The 14,963-nt window shown below is 70.0% G+C and carries 14 protein-coding genes; all 14 read left to right on the forward strand.

The annotated features are described in order from the left end of the window. Nucleotides 1–125: 125 nt before the first annotated feature. The 14 genes from ACVJ1F_RS09190 to rpsG all read left to right on the forward strand — a co-directional run bounded on the left by ACVJ1F_RS09190 (nt 126) and on the right by rpsG (nt 14,891). Nucleotides 126–1,787 (forward strand): GspE/PulE family protein, encoded by a 1,662-nt coding sequence (locus tag ACVJ1F_RS09190; protein WP_056043605.1) that lies wholly within the window; start codon nt 126–128, stop codon nt 1,785–1,787. A 46-nt stretch (nt 1,788–1,833) separates the two neighbouring features. Next, nucleotides 1,834–3,864: a type IV pilus twitching motility protein PilT gene (locus tag ACVJ1F_RS09195; RefSeq protein ID WP_456885730.1), complete on the forward strand. Its 2,031-nt coding sequence runs from the start codon at nt 1,834–1,836 to the stop codon at nt 3,862–3,864. Next, entirely contained in the window at nt 3,864–5,096 is a 1,233-nt protein-coding gene (locus tag ACVJ1F_RS09200; RefSeq protein ID WP_056043602.1) for a type II secretion system F family protein, read from the forward strand. Before ACVJ1F_RS09195 ends, ACVJ1F_RS09200 begins: the two co-directional genes overlap by 1 nt. 295 nt (nt 5,097–5,391) lie before the next feature. Continuing rightward, on the forward strand, nt 5,392–5,859 hold the full coding sequence (locus tag ACVJ1F_RS09205) for a type II secretion system protein (RefSeq protein WP_374058374.1): 468 nt from the start codon (nt 5,392–5,394) through the stop codon (nt 5,857–5,859). Between the two features lie 113 nt (nt 5,860–5,972). Next, complete coding sequence (locus tag ACVJ1F_RS09210) at nt 5,973–7,388, forward strand: hypothetical protein (RefSeq protein ID WP_456885732.1); 1,416 nt, start codon at nt 5,973–5,975, stop codon at nt 7,386–7,388. Beyond that, nucleotides 7,385–8,074, forward strand: coding sequence for a PulJ/GspJ family protein (locus tag ACVJ1F_RS09215; protein ID WP_456885734.1), 690 nt, complete (start codon nt 7,385–7,387; stop codon nt 8,072–8,074). The genes ACVJ1F_RS09210 and ACVJ1F_RS09215 overlap by 4 nt, the downstream gene beginning before the upstream one ends. Further along, nucleotides 8,071–9,852, forward strand: a complete 1,782-nt coding sequence (locus tag ACVJ1F_RS09220) for a hypothetical protein (protein ID WP_456885736.1) — start codon at nt 8,071–8,073, stop codon at nt 9,850–9,852. The genes ACVJ1F_RS09215 and ACVJ1F_RS09220 overlap by 4 nt, the downstream gene beginning before the upstream one ends. Then, nucleotides 9,849–10,688, forward strand: a complete 840-nt coding sequence (locus tag ACVJ1F_RS09225; protein ID WP_456885738.1) for a prepilin peptidase — start codon at nt 9,849–9,851, stop codon at nt 10,686–10,688. Before ACVJ1F_RS09220 ends, ACVJ1F_RS09225 begins: the two co-directional genes overlap by 4 nt. A 28-nt stretch (nt 10,689–10,716) precedes the next feature. After that, on the forward strand, nt 10,717–11,766 hold the full coding sequence (gene pilM, locus ACVJ1F_RS09230) for a type IV pilus assembly protein PilM (RefSeq protein ID WP_056043589.1): 1,050 nt from the start codon (nt 10,717–10,719) through the stop codon (nt 11,764–11,766). Beyond that, the gene (locus ACVJ1F_RS09235) at nt 11,763–12,425 is read left to right on the forward strand and encodes a hypothetical protein (protein ID WP_173153459.1); all 663 of its coding nucleotides are present in this window, start codon (nt 11,763–11,765) and stop codon (nt 12,423–12,425) included. The genes pilM and ACVJ1F_RS09235 overlap by 4 nt, the downstream gene beginning before the upstream one ends. Next, nucleotides 12,422–13,204 (forward strand): hypothetical protein, encoded by a 783-nt coding sequence (locus tag ACVJ1F_RS09240; RefSeq protein ID WP_173153457.1) that lies wholly within the window; start codon nt 12,422–12,424, stop codon nt 13,202–13,204. The genes ACVJ1F_RS09235 and ACVJ1F_RS09240 overlap by 4 nt, the downstream gene beginning before the upstream one ends. A gap of 57 nt (nt 13,205–13,261) precedes the next feature. After that, on the forward strand, nt 13,262–13,837 hold the full coding sequence (locus ACVJ1F_RS09245; RefSeq protein WP_456885741.1) for a DUF6121 family protein: 576 nt from the start codon (nt 13,262–13,264) through the stop codon (nt 13,835–13,837). Between the two features lie 209 nt (nt 13,838–14,046). Continuing rightward, nucleotides 14,047–14,421 carry a 30S ribosomal protein S12 gene (gene rpsL / locus ACVJ1F_RS09250; protein ID WP_056043579.1) on the forward strand — a complete coding sequence of 125 codons (375 nt, stop codon included), beginning with the start codon at nt 14,047–14,049 and terminating at the stop codon, nt 14,419–14,421. Next, nucleotides 14,421–14,891, forward strand: a complete 471-nt coding sequence (rpsG, locus tag ACVJ1F_RS09255) for a 30S ribosomal protein S7 (protein WP_043593378.1) — start codon at nt 14,421–14,423, stop codon at nt 14,889–14,891. Before rpsL ends, rpsG begins: the two co-directional genes overlap by 1 nt. Nucleotides 14,892–14,963 lie beyond the last annotated feature (72 nt).

Here is a 14,963-nt window from a genome sequence, read left to right on the forward strand (position 1 = left end):
CCCGCTCTGGGACGTGCCGCCGACGGCGTCGCCGCCGTAGCGTGAGGCAAGCTCGGACCCGACCCCGAGCGTCGAACGGCCTCGTCGTCCTACCCCCGAGGCCCTGTACTTCCGAGGAGGTACGCGTGGCTTCCATGACCGAGATCCTGATCTTGCACGGGCTGTTGCCGATCGAGCAGCTCGACGTGATCCCGCGCGGCCCTGCCGAGGAAGAGGCGTCCATCCGCGACCTCCTCTCGCGAGGCGTCGTCACCGAGATGCAGGTGGCGAGGGCCCGGGCCACCGCCGCCGACCTCGACTTCGTCGAGCTGATCGACTACCCGGTCGACCGCTCGGCCGTGACGATGGTGCCCGCGGCCGTGTGCCGACGGCACAAGGTCCTGCCGATCGGCGTGCGCGACGGTGCGTTGATCCTCGCCATGGAGGACCCGGGCGACGTCTTCGCGATCGACGACGTCCGCGCCGGCCTGCGCATGGGCGTCGACCCCGTCGTCGCCGAGAAGAACGACCTGCGCGCCGCCATCGACCGGTACCTGCGTGCCGACGACGAGCTGAACGACCTGACGTCGACCCTCGAAGAGGAGAGGGCGCACGAGACGGCGGCCGACATCACGGACGGCCCCGACGACGACGTGCCGATCGTCCGGTTCGTCAACCTGCTCGTCAGCCAGGCGATCACCGACCACGCCTCCGACATCCACATCGAGCCGTCCGAGACCGACGTGCGCATCCGGTACCGCATCGACGGCGTGCTGCACGAGATGCAGCCGGCGCCCAAGGCGATCCAGAACGGCGTGATCTCGCGCCTCAAGATCATGAGCGAGATCGACATCGCCGAGCGCCGCAAGCCGCAGGACGGCCGCATGTCGGTCCGCCACGGCGGGCGGCAGATCGACCTGCGGGTGGCGACGCTGCCGACCGTCTGGGGCGAGAAGGTCGTGATGCGCATCCTCGACAACTCGAACACCTCGATGAGCCTGCGCGACCTCAACCTGCTCGAGCGCAACTTCGACGTCTACGCCGAGTCGTACTCGAAGCCCTACGGCATGATCCTCGTCACCGGCCCCACGGGTTCCGGCAAGTCGACGACGCTGTACACGACGCTGAACGCCGTCGCCCGTCCCGAGATCAACGTCATCACGGTCGAGGACCCGGTCGAGTACCGGATGAAGGGCATCAACCAGGTGCAGGTCAACCCCAAGGCGGGCCTGACATTCGCGAGTGCGCTCCGCAGCATCCTGCGGTCCGACCCCGACGTCGTCCTGCTCGGCGAGATCCGCGACCACGAGACGGCGCAGATCGCGATCGAGGCGTCGCTGACCGGCCACCTCGTGTTGAGCACGTTGCACACGAACGACGCCCCGAGCGCGATCACCCGACTCACCGAGATGGGCATCGAGCCCTTCCTCGTCGGGTCGGCCATCGACTGCGTCGTCGCCCAGCGCCTCGCGCGCCGGCTCTGCGACCGGTGCAAGACGCCCACGGCCTACTCCCCGTTGCAGCTGGCCCACCTGAAGTTCCGGGTCGAGCCCGACGAGAACCCCACGGTGTACCAGCCGGTGGGCTGCCAGCAGTGCTCGAACACGGGCTACCGCGGCCGCATCGCGCTGCACGAGGTGATGAGCGTCTCCGAGGACATCGAGCGGCTCGCGGTGAGCCGTGCGTCCAGCGCCGAGATCGGCCGGGTCGCCCGCGAGCAGGGCATGTTGAGCCTGCGTCAGGACGGCTGGGAGAAGGCCAAGCTCGGCCTCACCAGCGTCGAAGAGATCCTGCGGGTCGTCGCGTGACGCCCGCCTCCGGCCGAGCCCGGACCGACCACGAGGAGCCCCTCTCATGAGCGCTTCGATCTACGACATCCCCGACGACGCAGCCGCCGAGGACGCCGCCCTCGCGGGGTGGACGCCGGGCCGTCCGGGCAACGAGGTCCGGTCCGCCACCGCGACCGCGACCGCGACCGCGACCGCGACCGCGACCGGCTCCGCGACCGCGTCGTCGACGGCTCCGGCCGACGCGTCGCCGTTCCCGTCCGCTCCCGCGTCGCCCGGTGGTGCCGCGACGGGTCCCGTCTACAGCCTCGACGGAGGCCAGGACCCGGTCATGGGCTGGACGCCCACGCGTGCCCCCTCGAGCCGTCGCGCCGCGCGGCTGGCCGAGGCGCTGGTCGACAAGGCCGCGCTCGCCGACCAGGAGGCCCTGCTCGTCCCCGACACCGGCCCCTCGCCCGTGCTGCCCCGATCGGCCGTGGCCCCGTCGTCGGTCTCCGCGCCCTCCTCCGTGGCCCCGTCGCCCGCGGCAACCGCCCCGGCACCGCTCAGCCCGCCCCCCGCCGGCCACGTGCTCCCGTCGACGCCGCGACCCGGCTGGGTCGACCCGCGTTTCGAGGAGCCGATCCGCGCCTCCCGGGCTCAGGCGTCCCCCCTGCAGGAGGCGCGGGCCGGCTCCGCGACGGACCTCGCCGCCCCCGCCCCCACCCTCGCGAACCCGGCCGCGGCCGGCACGACGGCCACGTCCGCGTCGCTCGCGTCGTCCTCGCCGTTCGCCGCCGAGGGCGTCGTCCTGCCGAGCCCTGCCGGCGCCTCGGCCGGCCCGACCGCGACGGCCCCCTGGGACGCGCCGGCTCCGCAGCACGTCGCCGCCGACGCGCCGACCGCCGTCCTCGCGACGGCCGAGGACGCGGCCGACTTCCACGGCATCGAGCTGCACCGCCACCCGCGCGACCACGCGCACGCCGGGCTCGTCTCGGCGCTGATCCAAGTCGTGCTGCAGAACGCCTCCGACCTGCACGTCACCACCGACGCCATGCCCACGATCCGCGTCGACGGCGACCTCCGACCCGCCCTCTCCGGCGGTACGGTCTGGGACGCGGCCATCGTCCGCACGGCGCTGGAGAGCCTGCTCACGCCCGAGCAGCAGCAGCGCTTCGACGAGGAGCTCGAGCTCGACTTCGCCTACTCGCTCTCGGACGAGTCGCGTTTCCGCGTGAACTTCTACCAGCAGCGCGGCTCGTTGGGGGCGGCCTTCCGGTTGATCCCCACCGAGATCAAGCAGCTCGGCGACCTGGGCGTGCCCGAGTCGGTGTCGACCTTCGCCAAGCTCCCGCGCGGTCTCGTGCTCGTCACGGGCCCCACGGGTTCGGGCAAGTCGACGACCCTCGCGGCGCTGATCGACCTCGTCAACCGCACGCGGGCCGACCACATCGTGACGGTCGAGGACCCGATCGAGTTCATGCACCAGCACAAGAAGTCGCTCGTGAACCAGCGAGAGGTCGGGCACGACACCCACAGCTTCGCGGCGGCGCTCAAGCACGTGCTGCGGCAGGACCCCGACGTCATCCTCATCGGCGAGCTCCGCGACCTCGAGACCATCTCGGTCGCGCTGACCGCCGCCGAGACCGGCCACCTCGTCTTCGCGACGCTGCACACGCAGAGCGCGGCGCAGACCATCGACCGCGTCATCGACGTGTTCCCGCCGTACCAGCAGGACCAGGTGCGCACCCAGCTCGCCTCGACGCTGCAGGGCGTCGTCTGCCAGACGCTGCTGCCCAAGGCCAGCGGCCGCGGCCGGGTCGTGGCGACCGAGATCATGATGATGACCCCGGCGATCGGCAACCTCGTGCGGGAGGGCAAGACGTACCAGATCGCCTCGTCGATGCAGGCGGGCCGTGACCTCGGCATGCACACGATGGACCAGAAGCTCGCCGACCTGGTGAACACCGGCGTCGTGACGCACAAGGCCGCGATGGAGAAGGTGCACGACCGTGAAGGGTTCGACCGCCTCGTGACGCGAGTGATCAACAAGTCCGAGAGCCAGGGGCTCGACAGCGGCATCGACTTCGGCGACTCGTTCTCGGGCGGGGCCGCCTGATGGCCGGGGCAGTCGCCTACGCCTACAAGGGGCGTGACGGGGCCGGAAAGGTCGTCAAGGGCAAGGTCGACGCGTCGAGCGAGGGCGCGGTCATCACCCGCCTCCGCACGATGGGCGTGCAGCCGATCTCGATCAGCGAGGCGGGTGCCGGCACCGGCCTGCAGCGCGAGGTGTCGATCCCCGGGCTCGGCGACCGTGCGGTCAAGATGAAGGACATCGCGGTCATGTCGCGCCAGATGGCGACCATGATCGGTTCGGGGCTGTCGCTGCTGCGCACCCTGACGATCCTCGCCGACCAGGTCGACAACAAGCGGCTGGCCAAGATCATGGCCGAGGTGCGCGACGACGTCGAGACCGGCGTCTCGTTCTCGGACGCGGTCGGCAAGCACGACAAGGACTTCCCTCCGCTGATGATCAACATGATCAAGGCGGGCGAGACCGGCGGGTTCCTCGACAAGGCGCTCGAGTCGACGGCCGAGAACTTCGAGAAGGAGGTGGCGCTGCGGTCGACGATCAAGTCGGCCATGACCTACCCCGTCGTCGTGCTCGTCATGTCGCTCGTCGCGGTCGTCATCATGCTGCTGTTCATCGTCCCGATCTTCCAGGACATGTTCACCAACCTCGGCGGTCAGCTGCCGTTGCCGACGATGATGCTCGTCTACGCGTCGCGGGCGATGCCGTACGTCGTGCCGGCCGGCATCGTCGTGGGGATCGCGTTCTCGATCTGGTGGCGGACGAACAAGAACTCGGTCAAGGTGCGGGCGTTCCTCGACCCGCTGAAACTGAAGCTGCCCGTCTTCGGTGCACTGTTCCGGAAGATCGCGATCGCGCGGTTCAGCCGCAACTTCTCGAACATGATCGGTGCCGGCGTGCCCATCCTCACGGCTCTGCGCATCGTGGGCGAGGTGTCGGGCAACTACGTGCTCGAGGAGGCGCTGGTCAAGGTCGCCGAGTCGGTGCGGCAGGGCGAGTCCATCGCCGGCCCGCTGACCGAGTCGGGCGTCTTCCCGTCGATGGTCACGCAGATGATCTCGGTCGGCGAGGACTCGGGTTCGCTCCAGACGATGCTCGAGAAGGTCGCGGACTTCTACGACCAGGAGGTGAAGTCGACGACCGAGTCGCTGACGGCCCTGATCGAGCCCCTCCTGATCGCCTTCCTCGGCGTCGTCGTCGGCGGCATGATCGTGGCGCTGTACCTGCCCATCTTCCAGATCACCTCGCTGATCAAGTAACGCACCAGGCACCCCCGCAGGAGGCGCGGGCCGGCTCACGAGGCCGGCTCGCGCCTCCTTCTCGTCCCGGACGTCCGGCGACCGTGCGGTCTACCCCGCAAACGGGTGTTGACCAGCGATTTCCGGCCTTTCGGGGGATACCCGAACTGGGGCCGTGTCGCAGGCCAAAACCCCCCTTCCAAGGGATTCTGGGGCACTTTCCCAGGTGGCACCATCGATCTCGGCGGGAGCTCAGTGACCGCCTCACCCCCTCACCGGGCATCACTCCCGCACCCGATCGAACAGGACCAGCGACATGTACTTCACCCTCATGGGCAAGCTCAGCGCCCGCCGCCAGAACCTCACCGAAGACAAGGACAAGGGCTTCACCCTGATCGAGCTCCTCGTCGTCGTCATCATCATCGGCATCCTCGCCGCGATCGCCATCCCGGTGTACCTCGGCGTGCAGAACAACGCCAAGGACTCGGCCGTGAAGAGCGACGTCACGAACCTGAAGACGGCCATCATCAGCCTGCAGACGAACGCGACGAGCACGCTCCCCGCCACGGCCACCTTCACCCAGACAGCAAAGCCTGCTGCGGGAACGGCGACGACTCCCGACTGGGCCGGTGCTGGTGCGACGATCAGCGACAACACGACCGAGCTGAAGTTCGGCAAGTCGTCCACGGACTCCTTCTGCATCATCGGGACGAGCTCGACCAGCAAGAAGTTCTACGCCACCGGCAACTCCGGTGTCAGCGAGACGGCCTGCACCATCTCCTAGCCCTCCGGCTCCCCCTGAGGCGGGACGGTGGCTTGGCCCTCGTCCCGCCTCTTCCAACGTCCTCGCTGCATGAGGACACCCACGCCCTCGACCCGACCGGGAGGTGAACCACCATGATCCAGCGCCTCAGCGCCCGTCTCCGCCCCCTCGACCCCGAGGCCCGCGACGCCGGCCTGTCGATCGTCGAGGTGGTGGTCGCCCTCCTGGTCTTCGCGGTCATCACGGTCGGCTCGATCGTCGCCGTCGGCACCACGCTGACGATCTCGAGCGACAACCGCAGCCGTGAGGTCGCCACCAACCTCGCCGCGCAGGCCGTCGACGTCGCCCGCGCCATGACCGACGTGATCGCGGTCGCCTCGGGCACGACGACGACCGTCGTCAACGGCACCACGTTCACCGTGGCCCAGACCGCCGCCTGGATCACCACCACCGGCGTGGACGCGACCTGCACCCCGGCCGCGTCGTCGGGCAACGGTTCGCTGTTCTACAAGCGCCTCCAGGTCGCGGTGACCTGGTCGGGCATGCGGAAGGCGACCGCTCCCGTGCGGAGCGACACGATCCTGGCCCCCAACAGCCGCCTCAACGACCAGGACACCGGCACGATCGTCATCGGCGTCAAGGACACCAAGGGCGGCCCGGTCCCGGGCGTCGTGGTCACGGTCGAGCCCGACACCGGATCGAACGCCCCCGGCAAGGCGCTGACCTCGGGCTCCAAGCCCGGGGCGACCAACGCCGACGGCTGCGCCGTCGCCATCAAGGTGCTGGAGGGCTCCTACAAGGTGACCGTCTCGCGTGCCGACGCCGCGCCGTACCGCGACTCCCGGCAGCAGCCCGCACCGGTCAAGACGGGCACCGTCGTCGTCAAGGGCGACACGGCCGGCGTCTCGTTCACCTACGACCTCGGCGACGACTTCGAACTCGGCTACGCCTCGAACTACACCGGTGGCACCGTGCTCCTGCCGAACGACCTCAAGACCACCGTCCTCGGCGGGCCCGACCCGTACGTGCTCAACGGCCCGGTGAGCGACGCGTACCTCTTCCCCCTGACGACCGGCTACCAGTTGATCGCCGGCACCTACCTGCCCGCCGGCACGTCCGGCGGGAGCTGCCTCTCGCCCGACCCTGCTGCGTGGCCGGCCAACGCCGCCGGCAAGACGGCCACACGCCAGCCCTTCGTCGCCGCGTCGGACAAGACCGCTGCCTATCCGCTGCCGATGGGCGTGACGACCGTGAAGCTCGCCTCGAGCGGCGACACCCTCGTCCAGGCCCGATCGACCACCGCGCTGAACGGCGACCCCGGCTGCGCCGCCTCCCAGACCTACACCTTCACGGTCAAGAACAAGACGTCGGCCAACGAGGTGACGATCGCGCTGCCCTACGGCACCTGGGCGATCAGCTCGGGCACGTCGACCTCGAACCTCCGGTCGCTGACCATCAGCGGGTTGATCGGCAGCATCATCGGCGCCGTCTTCGGCGGCAGCGGTGGCACGGCGAACGTCGTCACACTCGACCCGAGGCCTGCCAAGTGACCGCGCTGCGGCGACTGATCGCCCGGGCCCGCCGTGACGACGGCATCAGCCTGGCCGAACTCCTGGTGGCCATCATGGTCTTCGGCATCGTCCTGACCGTCGTCTCGACGACGTTCGTCTCGCTGACGAAGGCCACGGCCCAGGCCCGGTTCATCGACGCCAACACCCGCGTCGCCTCGAACGGCCTGAACGACCTCAGCCGGACCATCCGGGCCGCCCGGACGATCGCCCAGCCCGGGGGCACCGAGGCGTCGGCGTTCACGCTCGCGACGACCGAGAGCCTCACACTCACGACGGCCGTGAACACCGCCGACTCCCTGACCACGGTGCCGCGTCGCGTGACCTACCGCCTCGAGGCCGACCGCACCCTCAGTTCGTCGACCGTCGTGGCCACGCCCCTCCAGACCGACTTCTGGCAGTTCACCTCGCCGGCGACCAAGCGCGCCCTCGGGGGCACCGTCGTCACGGCCGCGAGCAGCGGTTCGCCGCTGTTCACCTACCTCGACTTCACGGGCAAGACGCTGACCCCCGACGCCTCGGGTGCGCTCACGGCGACGCAGCTGCCCTCCATCGCCGCGGTGACCATCTCGCTGACCATCGACCGGACCAGCTCCATGTCGAGCCAGGCGGTCACCCTGCAGAACACCGTCTCGCTGTCCAACCTCGCCGGAGGGGCGACCACATGACCTCCTTGCGCACCCGTCTCGGGCTGGCCGGCCCGTCCGCCGAGAGCGGCATGGCCATGGCCATCACCCTCATCTTCGGCATGGTCCTCGTCATCATGGCCGCCACCGCCCTGACCGTGGCCACGAGCGGGCTCAAGAAGGCCGACGGCGACCAGGACTTCAACGGTGCCCTCGCCGCGGCCTACGCCGGCGTCGAGGAGTACCAGTCCCGCCTCGCCAACGACAACAGCTACCAGCAGTACGGCGACTCCGACGCCCCGTTCAGCAAGGCGACCGCCAGCAAGCTGACCCTGCCGTCCGGCACTCAGGCCAACAAGGCGTTCGGGTCCGGCCCCTCGGGCTCGTGGGCCTCGGTGCCGGGCAGCGCCGACCTCGCGCAGTTCCGCTACGAGGTCGACAACTCGAAGTACGTCGGGTCGGGTGCCCTGCGAATCCGCTCGACGGGCAAGGTCGGTTCGGCCACGCGGTCGGTCATCGCCGACCTACGCCAGAAGGGCTTCATCGACTACCTGTACTTCACCGACATCGAGTCCCAGGACCCCACGCTCACCCGCAGCACCAACGCGGACTGCACGAAGCACGCCTGGGAGGGACGCACCCAGGGGGACGACTGCGGCGAGATCGCGTTCAGCGGTGGCGACACCATCTACGGTCCCGCGCACTCCAACGACACGATGCGCGTCTGCTCGGCGACCTTCAAGGAGGTCGTCACCACGGCCGACCCGACCGTCGGCCGCACGTACGCCAAGGTCGACTCGAACAACAGCGCGTGCTCGGGTCAGACCTTCGACAAGGGCGTCCCCGGCCAGGTGGCGACCGTGCAGATGCCCGACACCAACAACGACAAGGTGCGCGAGACCCGCACCGACATCTCCACCGAGGTGCCGCGCCCCGGCTGCCTCTACACCGGGCCGACCGACATCGTCTTCACCGCGGACGGCAAGATGACCGTCAAGTCGCCGTACTCGAAGATGACGCGGCTCGCCAACGCCGAGGCCACCGAGGGCAGCGCGCCGGCCGAGTGCGGCCTGCCGGGCACCGGGAAGGGCCAGCTCGGCTCGGCCGAGGGCGCGACCATCACCGTGCCCGTGAACAACCTGGTCTACGTCCAGGACATCCCCGTGCCCGCGTCGGGCATGGGCAAGTCCAACGTCAACGCGTGGGCCTCCACGGGCGACCTCACCCAGACCTCGTGCTCCAACAACCATGTCGGTTACCCCCTGGCCGGCGAGTCCGTGCCGACGGCGACCACGGCCGGTGGTCCGGGCTCCGGGGCCTGCGCCTACGGCGCCCGCAGCGGAGACGCCTTCGTGAAGGGCACCTTCCAGGGGCAGCTGACCATCGCGGCCAAGAACTACCTCTACGTCACGGGCGACCTCACCTACGCGTCCACGAACGCGAGCACGAACATCCTCGGCCTGGCCTCCGACGGCGTGACCTGGGTGCACAATCCGGTCAACGCGTTCGGCGGTTCGATGCTCGGCGACCGTGACCGTGAGATCGACGCGGCGATCATCTCGGTCCAGCACTCGTTCCTCGTGCAGAACTACGGGCGCGGTGGCGACCGGGGCACGCTGACCATCAAGGGGTCGATCTCGCAGGCGTACCGCGGCGTCGTCCGGAGCGGCTCCAACGGGTACATCAAGGCCTACGCCTACGACACGCGCCTGCGCTACCTCGCGCCGCCGAAGTTCCTCAGCCCGGTGACGACCTCGTACGGCGTCACCACGCAGACCGAGGTCAAGGCCGCCTTCAGGTCGACCGGGGCCGCCTCGTGATCGCGGCTCCGTGGATCACCGCCGTCCTCGTGGCGGGTGGCTTCGGTCTGCTCATCGGATCGTTCCTCAACGTCGTCGTGTACCGCGTACCCGCGGGCATCTCGGTCGCGCGACCCGCGAGCGCCTGCCCGGGCTGCAGCACGCCGATCCGTCGACGCGACAACGTTCCCGTGGTCAGCTGGCTCGCCCTCGGCGGGAAGTGCCGTGACTGCCGCACGTCCATCTCGGCCCGGTACCCGATCGTCGAGCTGGCCACCGGCCTGTCCTTCGTGCTCGTCGCCGCCCGCCTGTGGCCGCTCGTCGGCGTGCCGACCGAGGCGCTGCCGCTCGTGGCGCGCCTCCTGTCCCTCGTCGCCTTCCTCTGGCTGGCCGGCGTGAGCGTCGCGCTCGCCGTCATCGACCTCGAACACCACCGTCTGCCGGACGCGATCGTCCTGCCGTCCTACGCGGTCGGGGGCGTCCTCCTCGCGGCGTCGAGCATCCTCGTGGGCGACTGGCCGGCGCTCGTCCGCGCCGCCATCGGCCTGGCCTCCCTCTTCGCCTTCTACCTGATCGCCGCCCTGTCGTACCCGGGTGGCATGGGCTTCGGCGACGTCAAGCTCGCCGGCGTGCTCGGCCTGTACCTCGCCTGGCTCGGCTGGGGCGAGTTCGCCGTGGGCGCCTTCGCGGCGTTCCTGCTCGGCGGCCTGTACGCCGTCGTCCTCCTGGTCACCCGACGCGTCGAACGCACCGGTGGCATCCCCTTCGGCCCCTGGATGCTCGCGGGCGCCTGGGTCGGCGTCTTCGCCGGCGGCACCGTCGCCACGGCGTACCTCACCCTCCTCGGCCTGGCATGACCGGGCGAGCTGACAGAGAGCAGAACTGATGGGCAAGAACATCGTGGGCATCGACATCGGCAGCCGCTTCGTGCGGGCGGTCGAGGTCGCCGACGTCGACAAGGCCAAGCCGACCATCGTCCGGTTCAGCGAGGTGTCCCTGCCCGACGGTGCGGCGAGCCGCGGAGAGGTGATCGAGTCGCAGACCATGGCCGGCACGCTCAAGCAGCTGTGGTCGGCCGGGGGCTTCAAGAGCAAGCGCGTCGTGCTGGGCATGGGCAACCAGCGGGTGCTCGCGCGCGACATGACCGTGCCCAAGGCGTCTCACAAGCGCATCCGCGAGATGCTGCCGTTCCAGGTGCAGGACATGCTGCCCGTCCCGGTCGCCGACGCCCTGCTCGACTTCTACCCGTACGCCGAGGGGCTCGGCGAGAACGGTCCCGTCGTCCACGGGCTGCTGATCGCGGCGGTCAAGGACGCCGTCCTCGGCAACGTCCAGGCGAGCAAGCTCGCCGGCCTGACCACGCTGGGGGTCGACCTGATCCCGTTCTCGAACACGCGCCTCCTCGTCACCCGCCCGCGCATCGCGGGCACGGTCGCGCTCGTCGAGATCGGTCACAGCACGACCTCCGTGATCATGATCGCCGACGGGGTCCCGCAGTTCGTCCGCATCATCCCCTCGGGGGGCGACGACGTCACGCAGGCCGTCGCGTCGAAGCTCGAGGTCTCGACCCAGGTCGCCGAGGGCATCAAGTTCGGCCGTGGCCTCGCCACGACCGTCACGACGCCCGACGAGCAGGCCGCGTCGTCCGCCATCTTCGAGTCCGTCAACGAGTTGCTCGGCAGCCTGCGCAACACGATCCAGTACTACGTCAACACCCGCCCGACCGAGACCGTCGCGGGCATCATGATCGCCGGCGGGGGAGCGGCCCTGCCGGGCCTGCCCGAGGCGCTCAGCGAGGTCACCCGCCTGCCGGTGGCCCTCGCCGACCCGTTCGCGACGGTGGGCTTCGCGAAGAACCTCGACGAGGCCGCCCTGCGGTCGCGGTCGACCGACCTGACCGTGGCCCTCGGCCTGGCCCTGGGGAGCGCAGCATGAGAACCCGTGGGAAAGACACCGGCATCACCGTGGGAGGCGCGCCCCGCGTCGACCTGCTGCCTCCCGAGGTCCGCGCGGAGCGTCGCGCCGCCGCCCTGACCCGTCGGGTCTGGGCCGGCGTCGTCGTGGTCGCCGTCGTGGTCGGGATCGGATCGGGTGCGGCGTTCCTCCAACGCATGCAGGCCGAGGACGGGTTGATGACCGCCCAGGGCGAGACCCAGTCGCTGCTCATGTCGCAGACGAAGTTCGCGGACCTCAAGACCACGCAGGGGCAGCTCGACCTGGTCGAGGCCGCCCAGAAGGTCGGCGGTTCGACCGACATCGACTGGCCGACCTACCTCGAGAAGGTCCAGGGCACCCTGCCCGTCGGCGTGACCATCGTCAGCGTCTCGCTCGACCAGGCCTCGCCGCTCGTCCAGTACACGCAGCCCACGGCGCCGTTGCAGGGTTCGCGGGTGGCGACCCTCACGTTCCAGGCGTCGAGCCCGACCCTGCCGTCCGTGCCCGACTGGCTGAACGGTCTCGCGACCCTCCCCGGCTTCGCCGACGCCCAGCCGGGCTCGGTGACCCTCGAGGAAGGCGTCTACAAGGCGGACATCACGATGCACATCACGGCGGACGCCTTCTCGGGCCGCTTCGACCAGAAGGCTGGCGAGTGACCATGGACCGCAACCGGATGATGCTGATCGCCGCCGCCCTGACCGGCGTCGTGGTGCTGGCCCTCGGATTCCTCGTGGGCGTGCAGCCGCAACTCGTCGCCGCTTCGTCCGCCGAGTCGCAACAGCAGAGCGTCGAGGCGCAGAACGAGACCCTGCGCGAGAGCCTCGCGACCCTCGAGGCCGACAACGCCAAGCTCCCCGACCTGAAGTCCGAGCTGGCGACGCTCGACACGTCCGTGCCGTCCCAGGCCGCCCTGTCGTCGTTCCTGACCGAACTCGACCAGCTGGCCGGGGCCTCGGGCACGACCGTGACGGGGTTCACCTCGTCCGACGCGACGGCCTACGAGCCGACGACCACGGACGTCGCCGCCCCCGCCGCGACCGACGCGGCGGCATCCGACGCGGCCGGGACCGCCCCGGCCGCCACCGCCCCGGCCGCGCCCACCGCACCCGAGCTCGTCACCGACCCGCTCGTCACCGCGACGAACTTCTCGTCGATCCCGATCACGGTCAGCATCCAGGGCAGCTACGCCCAGGCCCGCGACTTCCTGTCGAAGCTGCAGGGCGGGTCGCGGCTCTTCCTCGTGACGACGTTCGCCAGCACCGGCAGCTCCGAGGCCGGCGACGCGACCGGCGTCCCCGACCAGTGGACCGTCGGCGGCCTCGTCTACGTCCTCCAGGACGCCGCCGCCACCCAGGCCGACCAGGCCGCCGAGACCCCCGCCACCACGGCCGAGGGCGCCGACGACGCGAGCTCGGACACGGCCGCGGGCGAGTAGCCGCGCGCCCCCGCACCCGCGCGCCCCCGCACCCCCGCGGGCGCGTAACCTCGGAGGATGTCCCGAGCCGTCTACGCCGTCATGGGCACCGTCCTCTTCGGTGCGCTCGTCATCATGGTGGCGGGGTTCGAGGCGCTGCTCCTCGACCGCGACCCCATCGACGAACCCGACGCCGGCACCCTGCTCGGCCCGTTGATGGTCGCCGCCGCCGTGCTCGTCGTGCTGCTGTCGCTGCTGCGGTCGGCGGCGCTCTCCGACGCCCGCGACGACAGGTCTCCGGAGGTGCGGGGCACGTTCCCCGCCCAGCCCGTCGTGTTCGCCCGCCCGGCCGGCGCGGGTGGGTCCCGCTCCGTCACCGGTGACGAGGTGGCCGGCCCTCGCGGGCCCGCGCCGCACCTCCTCGTCGCCGCGCTCCTCACGGCCGCGCTCGTCTACGTGTCGATGCTCGCCGTCGGGGGAGTCGTCTACGGCCTCGTGCGAGAAGAGCTCGTCTGGGTGCTGCTCTTCGCCGCCCGGTACGCCGTGTCGCCGTTCGTGATCGGTTCGGCTGTCTGCGCCGGGCTCGTGGTCGGGGGCACGCTGGCGGTGTCGCGCATCGACCCGGGGCGTTCCGACCCTCGACCATTTGATTAAGGCCCTACCTCAAGATAAGCTCTTTCGGGTGTGCGCCTGACCGCGCGCCCGAATAAAAGCCCCCTCGACCTCCCGGCCGAGACGGGCAGACCGTCTCGATCACCGAGACGAGGATGCCGGCTGATCAGCCGGACAGAGCAGAGCGATGCGAGAGCAGCGCGACTCGGCGTGTTCGCAAGGGCAGCGTCGAGATCCGATGAGGAGAACCAGTGCCAACTATTCAGCAGCTGGTCCGCAAGGGACGCACGCCGAAGGTCGTCAAGACCAAGGCCCCCGCCCTGAAGGCCAACCCCCAGCAGCGTGGCGTGTGCACCCGTGTGTACACCACCACCCCCAAGAAGCCGAACTCGGCGCTCCGCAAGGTCGCCCGCGTCAAGCTCTCCAACGGCACCGAGGTCACCGCCTACATCCCCGGCGAGGGCCACAACCTGCAGGAGCACTCGATGGTGCTCGTCCGCGGCGGTCGTGTGAAAGACCTCCCCGGCGTGCGCTACAAGATCGTCCGTGGCGCGCTCGACACCCAAGCCGTCAAGAACCGCAAGCAGGCCCGCAGCCGCTACGGAGCGAAAGCAGAGAAGAAGTAATGCCTCGTAAAGGACCCGCTCCCAAGCGCCCTGTCGTCGCCGACCCGGTCTACGGTGCGCCGATCGTCAGCCAGCTCGTCAACAAGATCCTCCTCGACGGCAAGAAGGGCCTCGCCGAGCGCATCGTCTACGGTGCTCTCGCCGGCGTCACCGCCAAGAACGACCAAGATGCAGTGGCCACGCTGAAGAAGGCGCTCGACAACGTGCGCCCCACGCTCGAGGTCCGCTCGCGTCGCGTCGGCGGTTCGACCTACCAGGTCCCCGTCGAGGTCAAGCCCCACCGCGCCAACACCCTGGCCCTTCGCTGGCTCACCAGCTACGCCAAGGCCCGTCGCGAGAAGACGATGACCGAGCGTCTCATGAACGAGATCCTCGACGCGTCGAACGGTCTGGGCGCCGCTGTCAAGCGTCGCGAAGACACTCACAAGATGGCCGAGTCGAACAAGGCCTTCGCGCACTACCGCTGGTAACCGGCACGAGGAGGCGCGGTGTGCGCACGACGCGCACCGCACCTCCTCGTCCCCCCAACTTCCCCACCTACC

This window comes from Frigoribacterium sp. 2355 (assembly GCF_054060695.1).

Bases quoted from the DNA above. Each gene is read 5' to 3' on its own strand.
- ACVJ1F_RS09195 (WP_456885730.1), top strand. From the start codon at position 1,834: ATGAGCGCTTCGATCTACGACATCCCCGACGACGCAGCCGCCGAGGAC.
- ACVJ1F_RS09200 (WP_056043602.1), top strand. From the start codon at position 3,864: ATGGCCGGGGCAGTCGCCTACGCCTACAAGGGGCGTGACGGGGCCGGA.
- ACVJ1F_RS09205 (WP_374058374.1), top strand. From the start codon at position 5,392: ATGTACTTCACCCTCATGGGCAAGCTCAGCGCCCGCCGCCAGAACCTC.
- ACVJ1F_RS09210 (WP_456885732.1), top strand. From the start codon at position 5,973: ATGATCCAGCGCCTCAGCGCCCGTCTCCGCCCCCTCGACCCCGAGGCC.
- ACVJ1F_RS09220 (WP_456885736.1), top strand. From the start codon at position 8,071: ATGACCTCCTTGCGCACCCGTCTCGGGCTGGCCGGCCCGTCCGCCGAG.
- pilM (WP_056043589.1), top strand. From the start codon at position 10,717: ATGGGCAAGAACATCGTGGGCATCGACATCGGCAGCCGCTTCGTGCGG.
- ACVJ1F_RS09235 (WP_173153459.1), top strand. From the start codon at position 11,763: ATGAGAACCCGTGGGAAAGACACCGGCATCACCGTGGGAGGCGCGCCC.
- ACVJ1F_RS09245 (WP_456885741.1), top strand. From the start codon at position 13,262: ATGTCCCGAGCCGTCTACGCCGTCATGGGCACCGTCCTCTTCGGTGCG.
- rpsG (WP_043593378.1), top strand. From the start codon at position 14,421: ATGCCTCGTAAAGGACCCGCTCCCAAGCGCCCTGTCGTCGCCGACCCG.